The organism is Rhodococcus sp. WB1 (genome assembly GCF_001700945.1).
In the GTDB taxonomy this organism is placed as follows: Bacteria; Actinomycetota; Actinomycetes; order Mycobacteriales; family Mycobacteriaceae; genus Rhodococcus; species Rhodococcus aetherivorans.
The window spans coordinates 5413086-5426697 of the sequence record NZ_CP015529.1 but is presented as its reverse complement, the minus strand read 5'-3'; the positions used below and the strand labels follow the sequence as shown (position 1 = coordinate 5426697).

At 70.5% G+C, this 13612-nt stretch carries 12 protein-coding genes and 1 tRNA gene; 4 read left to right on the top strand and 9 right to left on the bottom strand.

Going from position 1 to position 13612, the window contains the following annotated elements; genetic code table 11:
* Positions 1–35 precede the first annotated feature (35 nt).
* On the bottom strand, positions 36–299 hold the full coding sequence (crgA, locus tag A4U64_RS24340) for a cell division protein CrgA (RefSeq protein ID WP_006942200.1): 264 nt from the start codon (positions 297–299) through the stop codon (positions 36–38).
* 114 nt (positions 300–413) lie between these two features.
* On the opposite strand from crgA, the gene A4U64_RS24335 reads away from it, so the two are divergent.
* Entirely contained in the window at positions 414–1139 is a 726-nt protein-coding gene (locus A4U64_RS24335; protein ID WP_006942197.1) for a DUF881 domain-containing protein, read from the top strand.
* A gap of 20 nt (positions 1140–1159) precedes the next feature.
* Complete coding sequence (locus A4U64_RS24330) at positions 1160–1822, top strand: aminodeoxychorismate/anthranilate synthase component II (protein ID WP_006942196.1); 663 nt, start codon at positions 1160–1162, stop codon at positions 1820–1822.
* 35 nt (positions 1823–1857) lie between these two features.
* Here the strand turns inward: A4U64_RS24330 and pknB are convergent, their stop codons facing one another.
* The 7 genes from pknB to A4U64_RS24295 form a co-directional block, all read right to left on the bottom strand.
* Positions 1858–3771: a Stk1 family PASTA domain-containing Ser/Thr kinase gene (pknB, locus tag A4U64_RS24325; protein WP_006942193.1), complete on the bottom strand. Its 1914-nt coding sequence runs from the start codon at positions 3769–3771 to the stop codon at positions 1858–1860.
* Positions 3768–5291: a serine/threonine-protein kinase gene (locus A4U64_RS24320; RefSeq protein ID WP_029546823.1), complete on the bottom strand. Its 1524-nt coding sequence runs from the start codon at positions 5289–5291 to the stop codon at positions 3768–3770. Before A4U64_RS24320 ends, pknB begins: the two co-directional genes overlap by 4 nt.
* Before the next feature lie 2 nt (positions 5292–5293).
* A complete protein-coding gene (locus tag A4U64_RS24315) occupies positions 5294–6778 on the bottom strand; it encodes a peptidoglycan D,D-transpeptidase FtsI family protein (RefSeq protein WP_029546824.1) in 1485 nt (494 codons plus the stop codon).
* On the bottom strand, positions 6775–8226 hold the full coding sequence (locus A4U64_RS24310; protein ID WP_029546825.1) for an FtsW/RodA/SpoVE family cell cycle protein: 1452 nt from the start codon (positions 8224–8226) through the stop codon (positions 6775–6777). Before A4U64_RS24310 ends, A4U64_RS24315 begins: the two co-directional genes overlap by 4 nt.
* Positions 8226–9677: a PP2C family protein-serine/threonine phosphatase gene (locus A4U64_RS24305; protein ID WP_029546826.1), complete on the bottom strand. Its 1452-nt coding sequence runs from the start codon at positions 9675–9677 to the stop codon at positions 8226–8228. Before A4U64_RS24305 ends, A4U64_RS24310 begins: the two co-directional genes overlap by 1 nt.
* On the bottom strand, positions 9674–10138 hold the full coding sequence (locus tag A4U64_RS24300; protein WP_006942182.1) for an FHA domain-containing protein FhaB/FipA: 465 nt from the start codon (positions 10136–10138) through the stop codon (positions 9674–9676). The genes A4U64_RS24305 and A4U64_RS24300 overlap by 4 nt, the downstream gene beginning before the upstream one ends.
* Before the next feature lie 160 nt (positions 10139–10298).
* Positions 10299–11660, bottom strand: a complete 1362-nt coding sequence (locus tag A4U64_RS24295) for an FhaA domain-containing protein (RefSeq protein WP_072633822.1) — start codon at positions 11658–11660, stop codon at positions 10299–10301.
* 138 nt (positions 11661–11798) lie between these two features.
* Here A4U64_RS24295 and A4U64_RS24290 point away from each other — a divergent pair.
* Positions 11799–11884, top strand: a tRNA-Leu gene (locus tag A4U64_RS24290).
* A gap of 283 nt (positions 11885–12167) precedes the next feature.
* A complete protein-coding gene (locus A4U64_RS24285; protein WP_084648695.1) occupies positions 12168–12911 on the top strand; it encodes a methyltransferase domain-containing protein in 744 nt (247 codons plus the stop codon).
* A gap of 211 nt (positions 12912–13122) precedes the next feature.
* On the opposite strand, the gene A4U64_RS24280 is transcribed toward A4U64_RS24285, so the two are convergent.
* A complete protein-coding gene (locus tag A4U64_RS24280) occupies positions 13123–13455 on the bottom strand; it encodes a hypothetical protein (RefSeq protein WP_029546827.1) in 333 nt (110 codons plus the stop codon).
* Positions 13456–13612: the final 157 nt, after the last annotated feature.

Genomic DNA, 13612 nt, shown 5'->3' with positions numbered 1-13612 from the left:
GTCCACAGGTGGGGATGAACTACATCCCTGTAACCTCACCGCCATCTCATGGTCATGATCAGGCCGACGATCATGAACCCGAAGCCGATGAGGAAGTTGTACGCACCGAGGTCGTTCATCCACGAGATCTGCTCGGCCGCGAGGTAGTACACCACCAGCCAGGCCAGGCCGACGAGCATGAAGCCGAGCATCAGCGCGACGTACCAGGTGCTCGACGGGCCCGCCTTCACCTTCACGGGGGTTCGGCTCACCGGGTTGATCGTGTAGTCGGTCTTCTTCCGGACCTTCGACTTGGGCATGACGTCCTCGTTCGTGCGGTACCGCGCGGGGCGGACAGGTAGGTTGGGCAGCTACCTGATGTGTACTGCCAGTGTGAGTACACGCTAACGCAGAATCCGGAACGGAGGGTCCACGTGTCGGACGGCCGGGCCCGCGCGCTCGGGTGGACTGCCGCCGCGCTGGCCGTGTGTCTGCTCGCCGGGTTGCTGCTCGGCACCACCCGCGGGGTCTCCGACGGCGCGGAACTGCGCGTGAGCGACTCCGCGCGGCTGTCCGATCTCGTGCGGGCGGCGCAGGCCAAGGCCGACGAGCTCGCCGCCACCCGCGACGACCTCGCGGGACGCGTCGCCGAGCTGCAGGCGCAGGCCGCGGCCACCGACGACGACGTCGCCGCGGTGCTCGCCGACACCGCCGCCCTCGAGGACCCCGCCGGGCTGACCGCACGGCGTGGCCCGGGCGTCACCGTCAGCCTCACCGATGCCCCGCGCGGCGCCGACGGCCGGTATCCGGCGGACGCGTCGCCCGACGATCTCGTGGTGCACCAGCAGGACGTGCAGAGCGTGCTCAACGCGATGTGGGCCGGCGGGGCGGAGGCGATCGCCATGCAGGATCAGCGGATCGTCGCGACGTCGGCGCCGCGCTGCATCGGCAACACCCTGCTGCTGCACGGCCGCACCTACTCCCCGCCGTACGTGATCACCGCGCTGGGCGACCCCGCCCGGCTCGAGGCGGCGCTGGCCGCCGAGCCGGGCATCCGCGTGTACAGGCAGTACGCGGGCCGCTACGGGTTGGGCTACACGCAGCAGGCGTCGGATGCCCTGTCGGTACCCGCCTACACGGGCGGAACGACGCTGCGCTGACGGGTCGGTACCCTTTCCGCATGCGCATCCTCGTCGTCGACAACTACGACAGCTTCGTCTTCAATCTCGTGCAGTACCTGGGGCAGCTCGGTACCCGGGCCGAGGTGTGGCGCAACGACGACGAGCGGCTCACCGGCCCCGGCGCCGCGGACCGGATCGCGGCCGAGTTCGACGGGATCCTCCTCAGCCCCGGTCCGGGCACCCCGCAGCGGGCCGGCGCCAGCATGGACCTCGTGCGTGCCTGCGCCGCCGCGAGCACACCGCTGCTCGGCGTCTGCCTGGGCCATCAGGCGATCGGTGCCGCCTTCGGCGCGACGGTCGACCGTGCCCCGGAGCTGCTGCACGGCAAGACCAGCTCGGTGTGGCACGACGGCACCGGTGTGCTGGCCGGCCTGCCGGATCCGTTCACCGCGACGCGCTACCACTCGCTCACGGTGCTGCCGCAGACGATGCCCGACGAGCTCGTGCCGACCGGATACACCGAGAGCGGCATCGTCATGGCCCTGCGGCATCGCGAGCTGCCGATCCACGGCGTCCAGTTCCACCCCGAGTCGGTCCTCACCCAGGGCGGTCACCGGATGCTGGCGAACTGGCTGGCCGTGTGCGGCGAGGCGCCGGACGAGCAGCTGGTGGCCCGGCTGGAGGCGGAGATGGCGAAGGCGCTCGCGGGCGGCGCCGCCTGAGCCGTCCGCTCCGCGGACCGATATCCGAGCGCAGCTCAGCGGATACCCAGCACGCCCACGCCCACGGTGATGGTCTCCGAGTTGGAGATCTCCGACCCCGGGGGCTGCTGCTGGGCGATGACCTTGCCCACGAGCTCCGGGTCGAGGGTGGCCTCACGGTTCTGCACGAGCTGCGCCGGCGAACCCGTCCAGCCGGCCGCCCGCAGCGCCGTCAGCGCCTCGGACACCGTCCTGTTCGTCAACGCCGGCATCTCGATGCGGTTCCCGTTGGACACCTGGATGGTGACCGTGTCGCCCTTCGTGGCGCTGGTTCCGCCCGCCGGGCTGCTCGACACGACCGTCCCGGCCGGCTGGCTGGAGTCGATCTCGTCGACCACGACGGTGAAGCCCGCGGCCTCGATGTTGTCGCGCGCCACCTCGGTGGCCTGACCCACGACGTTGGGCACGCGGATCTGCTCGGGGCCGCTGCCGAGCGTCACGCTCACCGCGCTGTCGCGGTCGGCGTCCGCTCCCGCGGCGGGACTCTGGTCGACGACGGTGTCGCGTTCGGCCGCCGACGACGGCGCCCGCGCCACATTCGGATCGAGCCGCAGCCCGGCCTCGGCCAGGGTCTGCAGCGCCTCCTGCTGGTTCATGCCCGCGAGCCGCGGGATCTGCACCTGCTCGGGCCCGCTCGAGACCTCGAGGGTGACGGTGCTGCCCTCCTCGGCCTGGACCCCGGCGACCGGCCGGGTGTTGACGACGTTGCCGCTGGCGACCACCGCGTCGGGCTTCATCTGCACCGACACCTCGAACCCGGCATCCTGCAGCCTGCTCTCCGCGATCTCCGCGGCGAGGTTGCGCACGTCGGGGACGGGGATCTGCGCGGCGCTCGAGCCGGGGCCCGAGGTCCACAGGAACACGCCGACGATGCCGACGATCACGACCGCGGCCAGGCCCAGCAGCGTGTTGCGCAGTGCCCGGGAACGTTGCGGCGCGGCCGCGGTCCCACCCGCGACGACTCCGGCGGCCCCGCGGTCCGCGCCGTTGCGCGGTGTCCCGGCGCCGTCGACGGCCCCGAGGATGGTGGTGCGGTCCTCGTCGGTCATCACCATCGGCGCGCTGGGCTTCTGGCCGCTGAGCACGCGGATCAGGTCGCTGCGCATCTCGGCGGCGCTCTGGTAGCGGTTGGCGGGGTTCTTCGCCATCGCCTTGAGGATCACCGAGTCCAGCTCCGGCGGGACGGCGGAGTTCACCGACGAGGGCAGCGGCGGATCCTCCCGGACATGCTGGTACGCGACGGCCACCGGGGAGTCGCCCTGGAACGGCGGCTTGCCGGTGAGGATCTCGAACAGCACACAGCCGACCGAGTACACGTCGGAGCGGGCGTCGACCTGCTCGCCGCGGGCCTGCTCCGGCGACAGGTACTGGGCGGTGCCGATCACCGCGGCCGTCTGCGTCATCGGGCTCGCGGCGTCGGAGATGGCCCGGGCGATGCCGAAGTCCATCACCTTGACCGCGCCGGAACGGGTGATCATGACGTTCGCGGGCTTGACGTCGCGGTGGACGATCATGTTGCGGTGGCTGAAGTCCAGGGCGGCGCACACGTCGGCCACGACCTCCATGGCCCGCTTCGGGGTCATCGGCCCCTGGGAGCGCACGATGTCGCGCAGCGTATCGCCCTCGACGTACTCCATGACGATGTACGGCAGCGGGCCGGCCTCGGTCTCCGCCTCGCCGGTGTCGTACACGGCGACGATCGCCGGATGGTTCAGCGCGGCCGCGTTCTGGGCTTCGCGGCGGAACCGGAGATAGAACGTGGGGTCGCGGGCGAGGTCGGCGCGCAGCACCTTGATCGCCACGTCGCGGTCGAGCCGCAGATCCCGGGCCAGGTGCACCTCCGACATGCCACCGAAGCCGAGGATCTCACCCAACTCGTAGCGGGAAGAGAGCTTGCGGGGTGTGGTCATGACTGTCCTCGGGTGACTGGCTCGATCGGGGTGAACGGGTTGTCTATGGCTCCGGGTTCGAGACCACCGTCGCCGCCATCCGGCAACGAGACCGTGGTGGTGGTCGTCTCGGCCGTCGTCGTGGTGGCGGCTGTGGTCGTCGTGGCCGTCGTCGTGGTCGGCGGCGCGGTGGTCGTCGGCGCCTCCGTCGTCGTCGGCGGCGGCGGGGTGGTCGTCGTCGGCTCGGGGGTCGTGGTGGGCGCCTGCGTCGTGGTGGGAGGAGCCGTGGTGGTCGGTTCCTCCGTCGTGGTGGTGGTCCGCGGCGGCCGCGTGGTCGTCGTCGCGCGGGTGGTGGTCGTCGGGGCCTGCGTGGTCGTCGTGGACCGCGCGGGGCCCGCGTCACCCGAATTGTCGCCGCCCAGCAGCACCAGCGCCAACACGACGAGCGCCAGGGCCACCGCCGCCCCGGCCGCCCAGGCGAGGACCTTCGGGCTGGGGGAGCGCTTGTCGCCGGACGGGGTGGGTCCGGTGGGCGGCTGGTCGCCGCCGTTCGCGTACGTCGGGGCGTAGTACGGCCGCGACGGCGGAGGCGGGGTCGGACCGAGCGCGCGGGTCGCGGCGGTGGGCGCGGTGGTGCCCGGCACCCCGGGCGGCAGGATCCGCGTGGCACCGGTGACCGGCGGCACGTTGCCCGGCGGTGGCACCGGCCGCCCGGCGCGCACCGCGGAGACGGCGTCGGCGAACTCGCCGCCGCTGGTGTACCGGTACGCCGGATCCTTCGTCATGGCGATCTCGATGAGTTCACGCACCCCCGCCGGCAGGTCGGTGGGCAGCGGCGCGGGCGTCTCCTGCACGTGCTTCATCGCGACGGTGACGACGCTGTCGCCGAGGAACGGTCGCCGGCCGGCGAGGGCCTCGTACCCGACGACGCCGAGCGAGTACACGTCGCTCGCCGACGTCGCCTCCTGGCCGAGAGCCTGCTCGGGCGCGATGTACTGAGCGGTGCCCATGACCATGCCGGTGCGCGTCACCGGCGACGCGTCGACGGCCTTGGCGATGCCGAAGTCGGTGATCTTCACCTGGCCGGTGGGGGTGATGAGGATGTTGCCGGGTTTGACGTCGCGGTGCACGACCCCGGCGTCGTGGGCAGCCTGCAGCGCCCGCCCGGTCTGCTCGAGCATGTCCAGGGTGTGCGGCAGCGACAGCCGGCCCACCCGGGCGAGGACGGCGTTGAGGGGCTCGCCGTGCACGAGTTCCATCACGAGGTACGCGATGGACTGGCCCTCGGCGTCGGTGGTCTCGCCGTAGTCGAACACGCCGGCGATGCCGGGGTGGTTGAGCTGCGCGGTGGTGCGCGCCTCGAACCGGAAACGGGTCAGGAAGTCCGCGTCGCCGGAGAGCTCGGCCTTGAGGACCTTCACCGCCACCCGGCGGTCGAGACGGGTGTCGAGCCCCTCCCACACCTGTCCCATGCCGCCGGTGGCGATGAGCCGTTGCAGCCGGTAACGGTCGGCGATCATGGCGCCGCTGTGCAAAGCCATAATCAGCCTCTCTGCATTCCCGCCGCGATCACGGCACGTCCGATCGGCGCGGCAACCGAGCCTCCCGTGGCGGCGAGTGCGCGGTCGCCGCCGTCCTCCACGATGACCGCCACGGCAACTGTCGGCTGCTGGGCGGGCGCAAAGGCGATATACCACGTGTGCGGGGGAGTGTTACGGGGGTCGTCGCCGTGCTCGGCGGTACCGGTCTTCGACGCGATCTGGACCCCCGGGATCTTCCCCTCGCCGCCGGAGAAGTTCTCGGATCCGATCATCAGGTCGGTCAGGGTGGCCGCGACCTGCGGCGACATCGCCTGTCCTGCCGACAGCGGCGTGGTCTCCGCCAGCACCGACAGGTCCGGCGACTGCAACTGCGACACCAGATGCGGCTGCATCCGGACGCCGCCGTTGGCGACTGTGGCGGCAATCACGGCGTTCTGCAGCGGGGTGAGTGCGACGTCACGCTGACCGATGCTCGACTGGCCGAGCGCGGCGCCGTCGGGGATCGGCCCGATCGTGCTCGCCGCGACGGGGACGGGGATGTCCACGGACTCGCCGACGCCCAGCGCCTCGGCCTGCTCGGCGAGGGCGTCCTTGCCGGTCTTCAGGCCCATCTCGACGAAGGCGGTGTTGCAGGAGCGGGCGAAGGCCTCGCGCAGGGTGGCGGTGGGGCCGCCGCCGCACGTCGCGCCGCCGTAGTTCTCCAGCGTGGTCGCGGTGTCGGGGAGGGTGATGTTCGGCGCGGCGGTGAACTGGTCGTCGGGAGTGGTGCCCGCGGCGAGGGCCGCGGCGGTCACCACGACCTTGAACGTCGAGCCGGGCGGGTAGGTCTGCGAGATGGCGCGGTTGAGCATGGGCTTGTCGGGGTCGGCGTTGAGTTCCTCCCACGCCTGCGAGGTGGCGGCACCGTCGTGACCCGAGAGCCGGTTGGGGTCGTAGCTCGGGGTGCTCACCATTGCCAGGATGCGGCCGGTGCTCGGCTCGATGGCCACGACCGAGCCGGTGTAGCCCTTGGACGTGAGCTCGTCGTAGGCCACCTGCTGCATGACCGGGTCGACGGTGGTGACCACGTTCCCGCCGCGCGGGTCCCGCCCGGAGACCAGATCGAAGAAGCGCCGGCCGAACAGCCGGTTGTCGGAGCCGTTGAGGACCTCGTCCTCGGTGCGCTCGAGCCCGGTGCTGCCGTATTGCATCGAGTAGAACCCGGTCACGGGTGCATACGCGAGCGGGCTCATCGGCTGCTCGGGCGCGGCCGGGTACGTGCGCAGGTACTTGTAGCGGCTGTCGGTGGGGACCGACACCGCCAGGACCTGTCCGCTCGCGGAGATCTGGCCGCGCTGGCGTGAGTACTCGTCGATGAGCACCCGGGAGTTGCGCGGGTCGGTGCGCAGGTCGTCGGCCTTGATGACCTGCACGTAGGTGGCGTTTGCGAGCAGCGCGACGACCATGAACATCACCGCCATCGCGACCTTGCGGAGCGGTGCGTTCATCCGCGCCCCAGCATTTCCGTCGGCGCGTCCGCGATCGGTGGCGGTGCCTTCTTGCGTGGGGCGGCGGGTTCGCGGGCCGCGTTGGAGATCTTCACCAGCAGTGCCAGCAGGAGGTAGTTCGCCAGCAGCGACGAGCCGCCGTAGGACATGAACGGCGTGGTGAGCCCGGTGAGGGGGATCAGCTTGGTGACGCCGCCGACGACGACGAACAACTGGATCGCGATGGTGAACGACAGGCCGGCGGCCAGCAGCTTGCCGAAGCTGTCGCGGACGGCGATCGCGGTGCGCATTCCCCGCATGATCAGGATCAGGAACAGGAGGAGGATGGCGCTGAGGCCGATGAGCCCGAGTTCCTCACCGATCGCGGCGACGATGAAGTCGGTCTTGGCGAACGGCACCTGCGCGGGACGTCCGCTGCCGAGCCCGGTGCCGGCGACGCCGCCGGTGGCGAGACCGAACAGCGACTGCGAGATCTGGTAGCCGGTGTTGTTGTAGTCGGCCAGCGGGTCGAGCCACGTCTCCACCCGCACCCGCACGTGCCCGAACATCTGGTAGGCGAAGTAGAAGCCGACGACGAGCAGGGCACCGCCGATGAGCAGCCAGCCCACCCGCTCGGTCGCGATGTACAGCATCACCAGCACCGTGCTGAACAGCAGCAGCGACGTGCCGAGGTCCTTCTCGAACACCATGACGCCGATCGAGAGGATCCACGCGGCCAGGATCGGGCCCAGGTCGCGGGCGCGGGGGAAGTCCATGCCGAGCACGTGTTTGCCGGCGGTGGTGAACAGGTCGCGCTTGGCCACCAGCACGGAGGCGAAGAAGATGATGAGCAGGATCTTGGCGAACTCGCCGGGCTGGATGCTGAACCCGGGCAGCCGGATCCAGATCTTGGCGCCGTTGACCTCGGAGAAGCGGGACGGCAGCAGGGCCGGGACGGCGAGGGCGACGAGGCCGATCAGGCCCAGCGTGTAGCTGAACCGGGCGAGGAGCCGGTAGTCGTGCAGCAGCGCGAGCACCGCGACGAAGCCGGCGATGGCGAGCGCCGTCCACAGCACCTGCTGGTTGGCGTCGGGGGAGGGGATCGGCTGCCCGAGGTAGAGCGCGTTCTCCTCGTCGGCGAGGTCGAGCCGGTGGATCAGGACCAGTCCGAGGCCGTTGAGCAGCGCGACGATCGGCAGCAGCAGCGGGTCGGCGTACGGCGCGAACCGGCGCACCGCCAGGTGCGCGGCGAGGAACAGCACCGCATACGTCAGCCCGTACTTGGCCAGATCCAGGGTCACGGTCTGTTCCTGGCTCGCCTCGACCAGCATCAGCGACACCGTGGTGATCGCGATGGCGGCGACGATGAGCAGCAGCTCCGTGCCGCGCCGGGTGGACACGGCGGGAGCCGGGGCGAAACCTCCGGGAGGACTGGGGAAGGAAGCTCCGGGTGCGTGGGACACCGACATCAGGCGCCCACCCGGCAGTTCTGGCCCGGCACCTGCGGAACCGCCGGCGTCGGCTCGGGTGTCGGGGTCGGTGCGGGGGCCGGTGCCGCGGCGGGTGCGGGCTCCGACGCGGGAGCTGCCGGCGGGGTCGTCGGGGCCGGTGCGGGCGCCGGTTCCGGAGCCGGAGCCGGAGCCGGTGCGGGCGCCGGCTGTTCCTCGACGCACACCGGGAGCAGGTCGTTCTCGGCGAGACGGTTCATCTGGGTGCGCGCGTCGTCGAGGGATCCGGAGGGCAGGCCCGCCCGCACCTGCTCGCGGGCGGTCGGCTGCAGGTCGTCGACCAGCATGACGCGGCAGTCGGCCTCCTGTGGGGAGGTCAGGGTCAAGGTTCCGTCGTCGGCGAGGCAGCCGACGAGGGACTGTTCCTGCAGCGAGTAGCCGAGGATGTTGCCGGGTACGCCGCGCAGCACCGTGACGCGGCCGTCGTCGTCGCCGACGTAGTAGTAGCTGCGGATCATCGTGCGGCCCACGGCTGCCCCGGCGACGAGCAGTCCGAGCACCACGACCGCGACGAGCGGCCACCACATCCGGCTGCGCTTGCGCTTGGGCTCGGGCTCGTTCTGCACGACGACGCGCTTGGGCGTGGCCCGCGGCGGACGCATCGCGGCGGCGCGGCCCGCGGCGGTGTTGGGCGGCGGGGTGTCCTCGTCGTCCCCGGACGCGGCGCCGGCGACGATCGGGTGGCTCTGGCCGTAGTCGAGGTCGATGACGTCGGCGACGACGACGGTGACGTTGTCGGGGCCGCCGCTGCGCAGCGCGAGTTCGATGAGCCGGTCGGCGCACTCGTCCTGCGTGCCCTCGCTCAGGGTGTTGGCGATGGTCTCGTCGCTGACGACGTCGGACAGGCCGTCGGAGCAGATGAGGTAGCGGTCGCCGGCGCGCGCCTCGCGCACGGTGAGGGTCGGTTCGACCTCGCTGCCGGTGAGGGCGCGCATGATCAGCGATCGCTGCGGGTGGCTGTGCGCCTGCTCGGGCGTGATGCGGCCCTCGTCGACGAGGGACTGCACGAAGGTGTCGTCGCGGGTGATCTGGGTGAGCTGGCCGTCGCGCAGCAGGTAGGCGCGCGAATCGCCGATGTGGGCGAGGCCGAGCTTGCTGCCGGCGAAGAGGATGGCGGTGAGCGTGGTGCCCATGCCGTCGAGTTCGGGTTCCTCCTCGACCTGATCGGCGATGGCGGCGTTGCCCTCGCGCACGGCGGCGGCGAGCTTGCCGAGCAGGTCCCCGCCGGGTTCGTCGTCGTCGAGGTGGGCGAGCGCCGCGATCATCAGCTGCGAGGCGACCTCGCCGGCGGCGTGGCCCCCCATTCCGTCGGCGAGGGCGAGCAGGCGGGCCCCCGCGTACACGGAATCTTCGTTGTTGGAACGAACCAAGCCGCGGTCGCTGCGGGCGGCGTAACGCAGTACGAGGGTCACGGGCGGAGCTCGATCACGGTCTTCCCGACCCGGACAGGTGTGCCCAGGGGTACGCGGACGGCGGTGGTGACCTTGGCACGGTCCAGGTACGTGCCGTTGGTCGAGCCCAGGTCCTCGACGTACCAGTCCGACCCGCGCGGCGACAGGCGGGCGTGCCGGGTGGAGGCGTAGTCGTCGGTGAGGACGAGGGTCGAGTCGTCGGCCCGGCCGATCAGGACGGGTTGGGTGCCGAGCGTGATGCGGGTGCCCGCAAGCGCGCCCTGGGTCACCACCAGGAACTTCGCGGACTTGCCGCGGCCCAGCGAGGGCAGCACCGACTGGTTGCGCGGCGAGTAACGCGGGACCGGACGTGCGGCACCGGCGTAGATGTCCGACCGCAGCGTGCGCAGGATCGCCCAGATGAACAACCACAGCAGGAGCAGGAACCCCGCCCGGGTCAGCTGCAGAATCAGCCCCTGCACGGCTCGCCCTCCTTCTGCGTATCGGCCCGGTGCGGTGTCGTCCGGTGCGCTGCGGTCACCCACAATACGGACCCCGGGCGACGAGACGCATCGTCCGGCGCGTTGCCGACGCGTCGGATGGGTCTCGTGCCGGTTCCGATCGGGTCTCGGTCCCCGGCGTTCAGAGAATGCGCACCAGGATCTCCGAGTGTCCCGCCCGGATCACGTCGCCGTCGGCGAGCTGCCAGTCCTGCACGGGCGCGCCGTTGACGGTGGTGCCGTTGGTGGAACCGAGATCCGAGAGCATGGCCACCTGCCCGTCCCAGCGAATGTCGATGTGGCGCCGGGAGACACCGGTGTCCGGCAGCCGGAACTGGGCGTCCTGCCCGCGTCCGACGATGTTGCTGCCCTCCCGGAGCTGGTAGTAGCGCCCGCTGCCGTCCTCGAGCTGGAGCGTCGCGGTCAGCACCCGGCCGGCCTGCGGGGGCTGGTACGCGCCGGCGCCGTAGCCCTGATCCGCATAGCCCTGATCCGCGTACCCTTGGTCGGGGTAGCCCTGCTGGCCGTAACCCTGCTCCGCGTAGCCCTGGTCGGGGTAGCCCTGTCCGGCGTAGCCCTGCTGGCCGTAAGCCTGGTCGGCGTAGCCCTGGTCGTAGCCGCCGGGCTGGGCGTACCCGCCCTGGTAGCGGTCGTCGCCGTAGGCCTGCTGCGACGGGTACTGCGGGGAGTAGTCGCGCCCGTAGTCCTGGCTGTACGCCTGTCCGGAGTGGCCGCCGTAGCCCCGCTCCTCGCCGTAGCCCCGGTCCTCGTGGCCGCCGGCCCGGCCGTAGTCCTGCTGGTCGTAGCCGCCGGCGTCGTAACCGCCCTGCTGCTCGCCGCCGTAGGGCGCCTGCGCGGCGGGATACGCCCCGCCGTTCCGCTGGCCCTGCTGGTAGCGCTGATCCTGGCCTACGTGCGCGTGACCGTTCCGCGCGTACTGCGGTTCGGCGCTCTCGGCGGGGTCACGGCTTGGGTCGTAGCCTGGATTCTGCGTCATCGAGCCAACTCCTGGGTCGGGGGTCACGGTTGAACGGTTGTGCGGTGTCCGCGAGGCCGGGGCGCGCACCGGTGAGCGCCCGACGTCGGGGTCGACCGACCCGTGCGTGCGGAACTGCCCGGTGTGCAGTGCCGCCGACGACTCGAATGCGACCTGGATCTGACCGTAGGTCTGCCACCCCTGCTCGCGGATGAAGTCCTCAAGGTGACGCGCGAACGCCTTCACCGTCAAGTCCCGATCCGCGGCGAGGGCTTCGTGATCGGATTCGCTGATCGTGATCACGTACCGGTTGGGAGCCAGCATGTGGCCCCGGTCGAGCTGCTGGACGCCGTCGGTGGCCTCGCGCTGGAGCGCGGCCTCCACTTCCTGCGGAACTACACCGCCACCGAAGACGCGCGCGAACACGTCGCTGACGGCAGCCTGCAGCTTGCGCTCGAATCGCTGCGCGATACCCACGGCGACCCCCTTTCCGGTCTGCGTGTCGCAATGCAGAGCTCGCTTCTGCATGGTATCGACTTTTCGTCCGATCCGGCCCGGTGGAGGGGGCGGCGCTGCCCCGGCGGGCCGGTGCAGCGCCGGCAAAGGGCCTCTGTGCAGGCGAATCGTTGTTCGGCGGGAGGGTGTGTTACTGTTCTCCAGTCGCTCGGGCGAGTGGCGGAATGGCAGACGCGCTGGCTTCAGGTGCCAGTGTCCTTCGGGACGTGGGGGTTCAAGTCCCCCTTCGCCCACCATGAGCAGTTCCACGAACTGCGACGGACGAGGTCACGAACTCGAAAGAGGTCGTGGCCTCGTTTCGTTGATCGATCGGACGGGCGGTCCGATTCGGGTTCGGTCTTCGGCCGTGTTGTCATAGAGCGGTGATGACCCTGACACAGCCCTGGTGGCCGTACTTCTAGCGGCCTTGTCGACTGTGTTGTCCGGCCGCCTTCTCCGCGGTCGGTGACGCTCACTTTCCTGTACGACGGTGATACCGGTCGGCGGGTGAGGTGGCCTCGATCCGAGAGGAACCACCCCGTGACCCACGACCTCGATACCGCACCCACGACAGGTATCGGCGAGATGCTGATCAGCTCCCGTTCACTGGACGAGTACCGGTCGATGTTCAATCTCACCGACGTGGACCTGTCCCGCACAATCCTGGACTGTCCGGGTGGCGCCGCGGGGTTCACCAGCGCAGTGAACCGACTCGGCGGTGACGTGACCGCATGCGATATGGCCTATTTCGACCGCGAGACCGAACAACTCGCCGTCGTTGCGGTAGCTGAAACCGATCGTGGGAACCGGTACATCCGAGCCCACGCCGAACATTACGACTGGACGTTCTTCGCCGATCCCGACGAGCATGCACGCGTGCGTCGGCAGGCAGTCGAGGAATTCGCCGCAGATATCCGCCGGCATCCGCGCCGCTACGTTGCCGGGCGGTTGCCGTCCTTGCCGTTCCCCGATGCCGCTTTCGATCTCGTGCTCAGCTCGCACCTGCTGTTCAGCTATTCCGACCGCCTCGATCACACCTTCCACCTCGACGCGATCCGGGAACTGATGCGTGTCGCCCGCGGTGAACTGCGGGTCTTTCCGCTCGTGGTCTCGGGTTCCTCGGTTCGCTATCCCCGCGTGGACGAGCTGCTCACCGACCTTCGGAACCACGACATCGCCGGTGAAGTCGTCGAGGTCGACTACCGGTTCCAAAGGGGCGCTCACCACATGCTGGTGTGCCGCCACATCACCTCGCATGCTCCGGAAGCTGCAGGTTCGGCCTGATACGGACTCGCGTCTCGGGTCAGGAAGTCCGCAAGGGTGGCCCTCGCCGGGCAGGACGGGTAATGCTCCGGAGAACTCAGGGAAAAGCTCTGGAACGCCTCTGCAGAAAGTGCTGCCGACCAGGTATTGCGAACCGCACACCATCACCTCGGGCCCCCGATCCATACGGATCGGGGGCCCGAGTCGTTGTCCGGTCGCTCGGCGCGCCCGCTCAGGAGCCGGAGCCGGCGAAGCGCGTCCGCAGGTTCGCGATCATGCAGTGCAGTTCCCGCTGGGTCTCGCGCAGCCGCCGGGCCTCCGCCTCGTATCGCTGTGCGGCGGCGACGGAGCCGCTGCCGCGTTCGATCCGCGCGCAGGTCTCGGCGGTCGTGAGTGCCGCGGCGACGCTGTCGTTCTCGCGGTGGAGGATGCCGAGGAACACCTGGCCCTGATGGGCGTCGGCGACGGTGTGCTCGTCGCCGGCCGCCGCGAGGTCGACGAGGTTCGTCGCGCCCCCTCGCGCGGGCCGGGCGGTCGTGCGGGTTGCCGTGCGGGTCGTGCTCATGGCGAGCAGTCTGGCACGTACCCGCGTCCTGCATGCAGGATGCACGGACTGTTTTGCCCGACTCGGGACGTTTGCCCAGATGGTTGAGTGTTCAATCAGTTGCCCTGTGACGGACATCTCCGCGCATCCGCGTCCGGGGACGGTTCCCGGGGCTGAA

Bases quoted from the DNA above. Each gene is read 5' to 3' on its own strand.
- A4U64_RS24320 (WP_029546823.1), bottom strand. From the start codon at position 5,291: ATGGCTTTGCACAGCGGCGCCATGATCGCCGACCGTTACCGGCTGCAA.
- A4U64_RS24315 (WP_029546824.1), bottom strand. From the start codon at position 6,778: ATGAACGCACCGCTCCGCAAGGTCGCGATGGCGGTGATGTTCATGGTC.
- A4U64_RS24295 (WP_072633822.1), bottom strand. From the start codon at position 11,660: ATGCAGAAGCGAGCTCTGCATTGCGACACGCAGACCGGAAAGGGGGTC.
- A4U64_RS24310 (WP_029546825.1), bottom strand. From the start codon at position 8,226: ATGTCGGTGTCCCACGCACCCGGAGCTTCCTTCCCCAGTCCTCCCGGA.
- A4U64_RS24330 (WP_006942196.1), top strand. From the start codon at position 1,160: ATGCGCATCCTCGTCGTCGACAACTACGACAGCTTCGTCTTCAATCTC.
- A4U64_RS24280 (WP_029546827.1), bottom strand. From the start codon at position 13,455: ATGAGCACGACCCGCACGGCAACCCGCACGACCGCCCGGCCCGCGCGA.
- crgA (WP_006942200.1), bottom strand. From the start codon at position 299: ATGCCCAAGTCGAAGGTCCGGAAGAAGACCGACTACACGATCAACCCG.
- pknB (WP_006942193.1), bottom strand. From the start codon at position 3,771: ATGACCACACCCCGCAAGCTCTCTTCCCGCTACGAGTTGGGTGAGATC.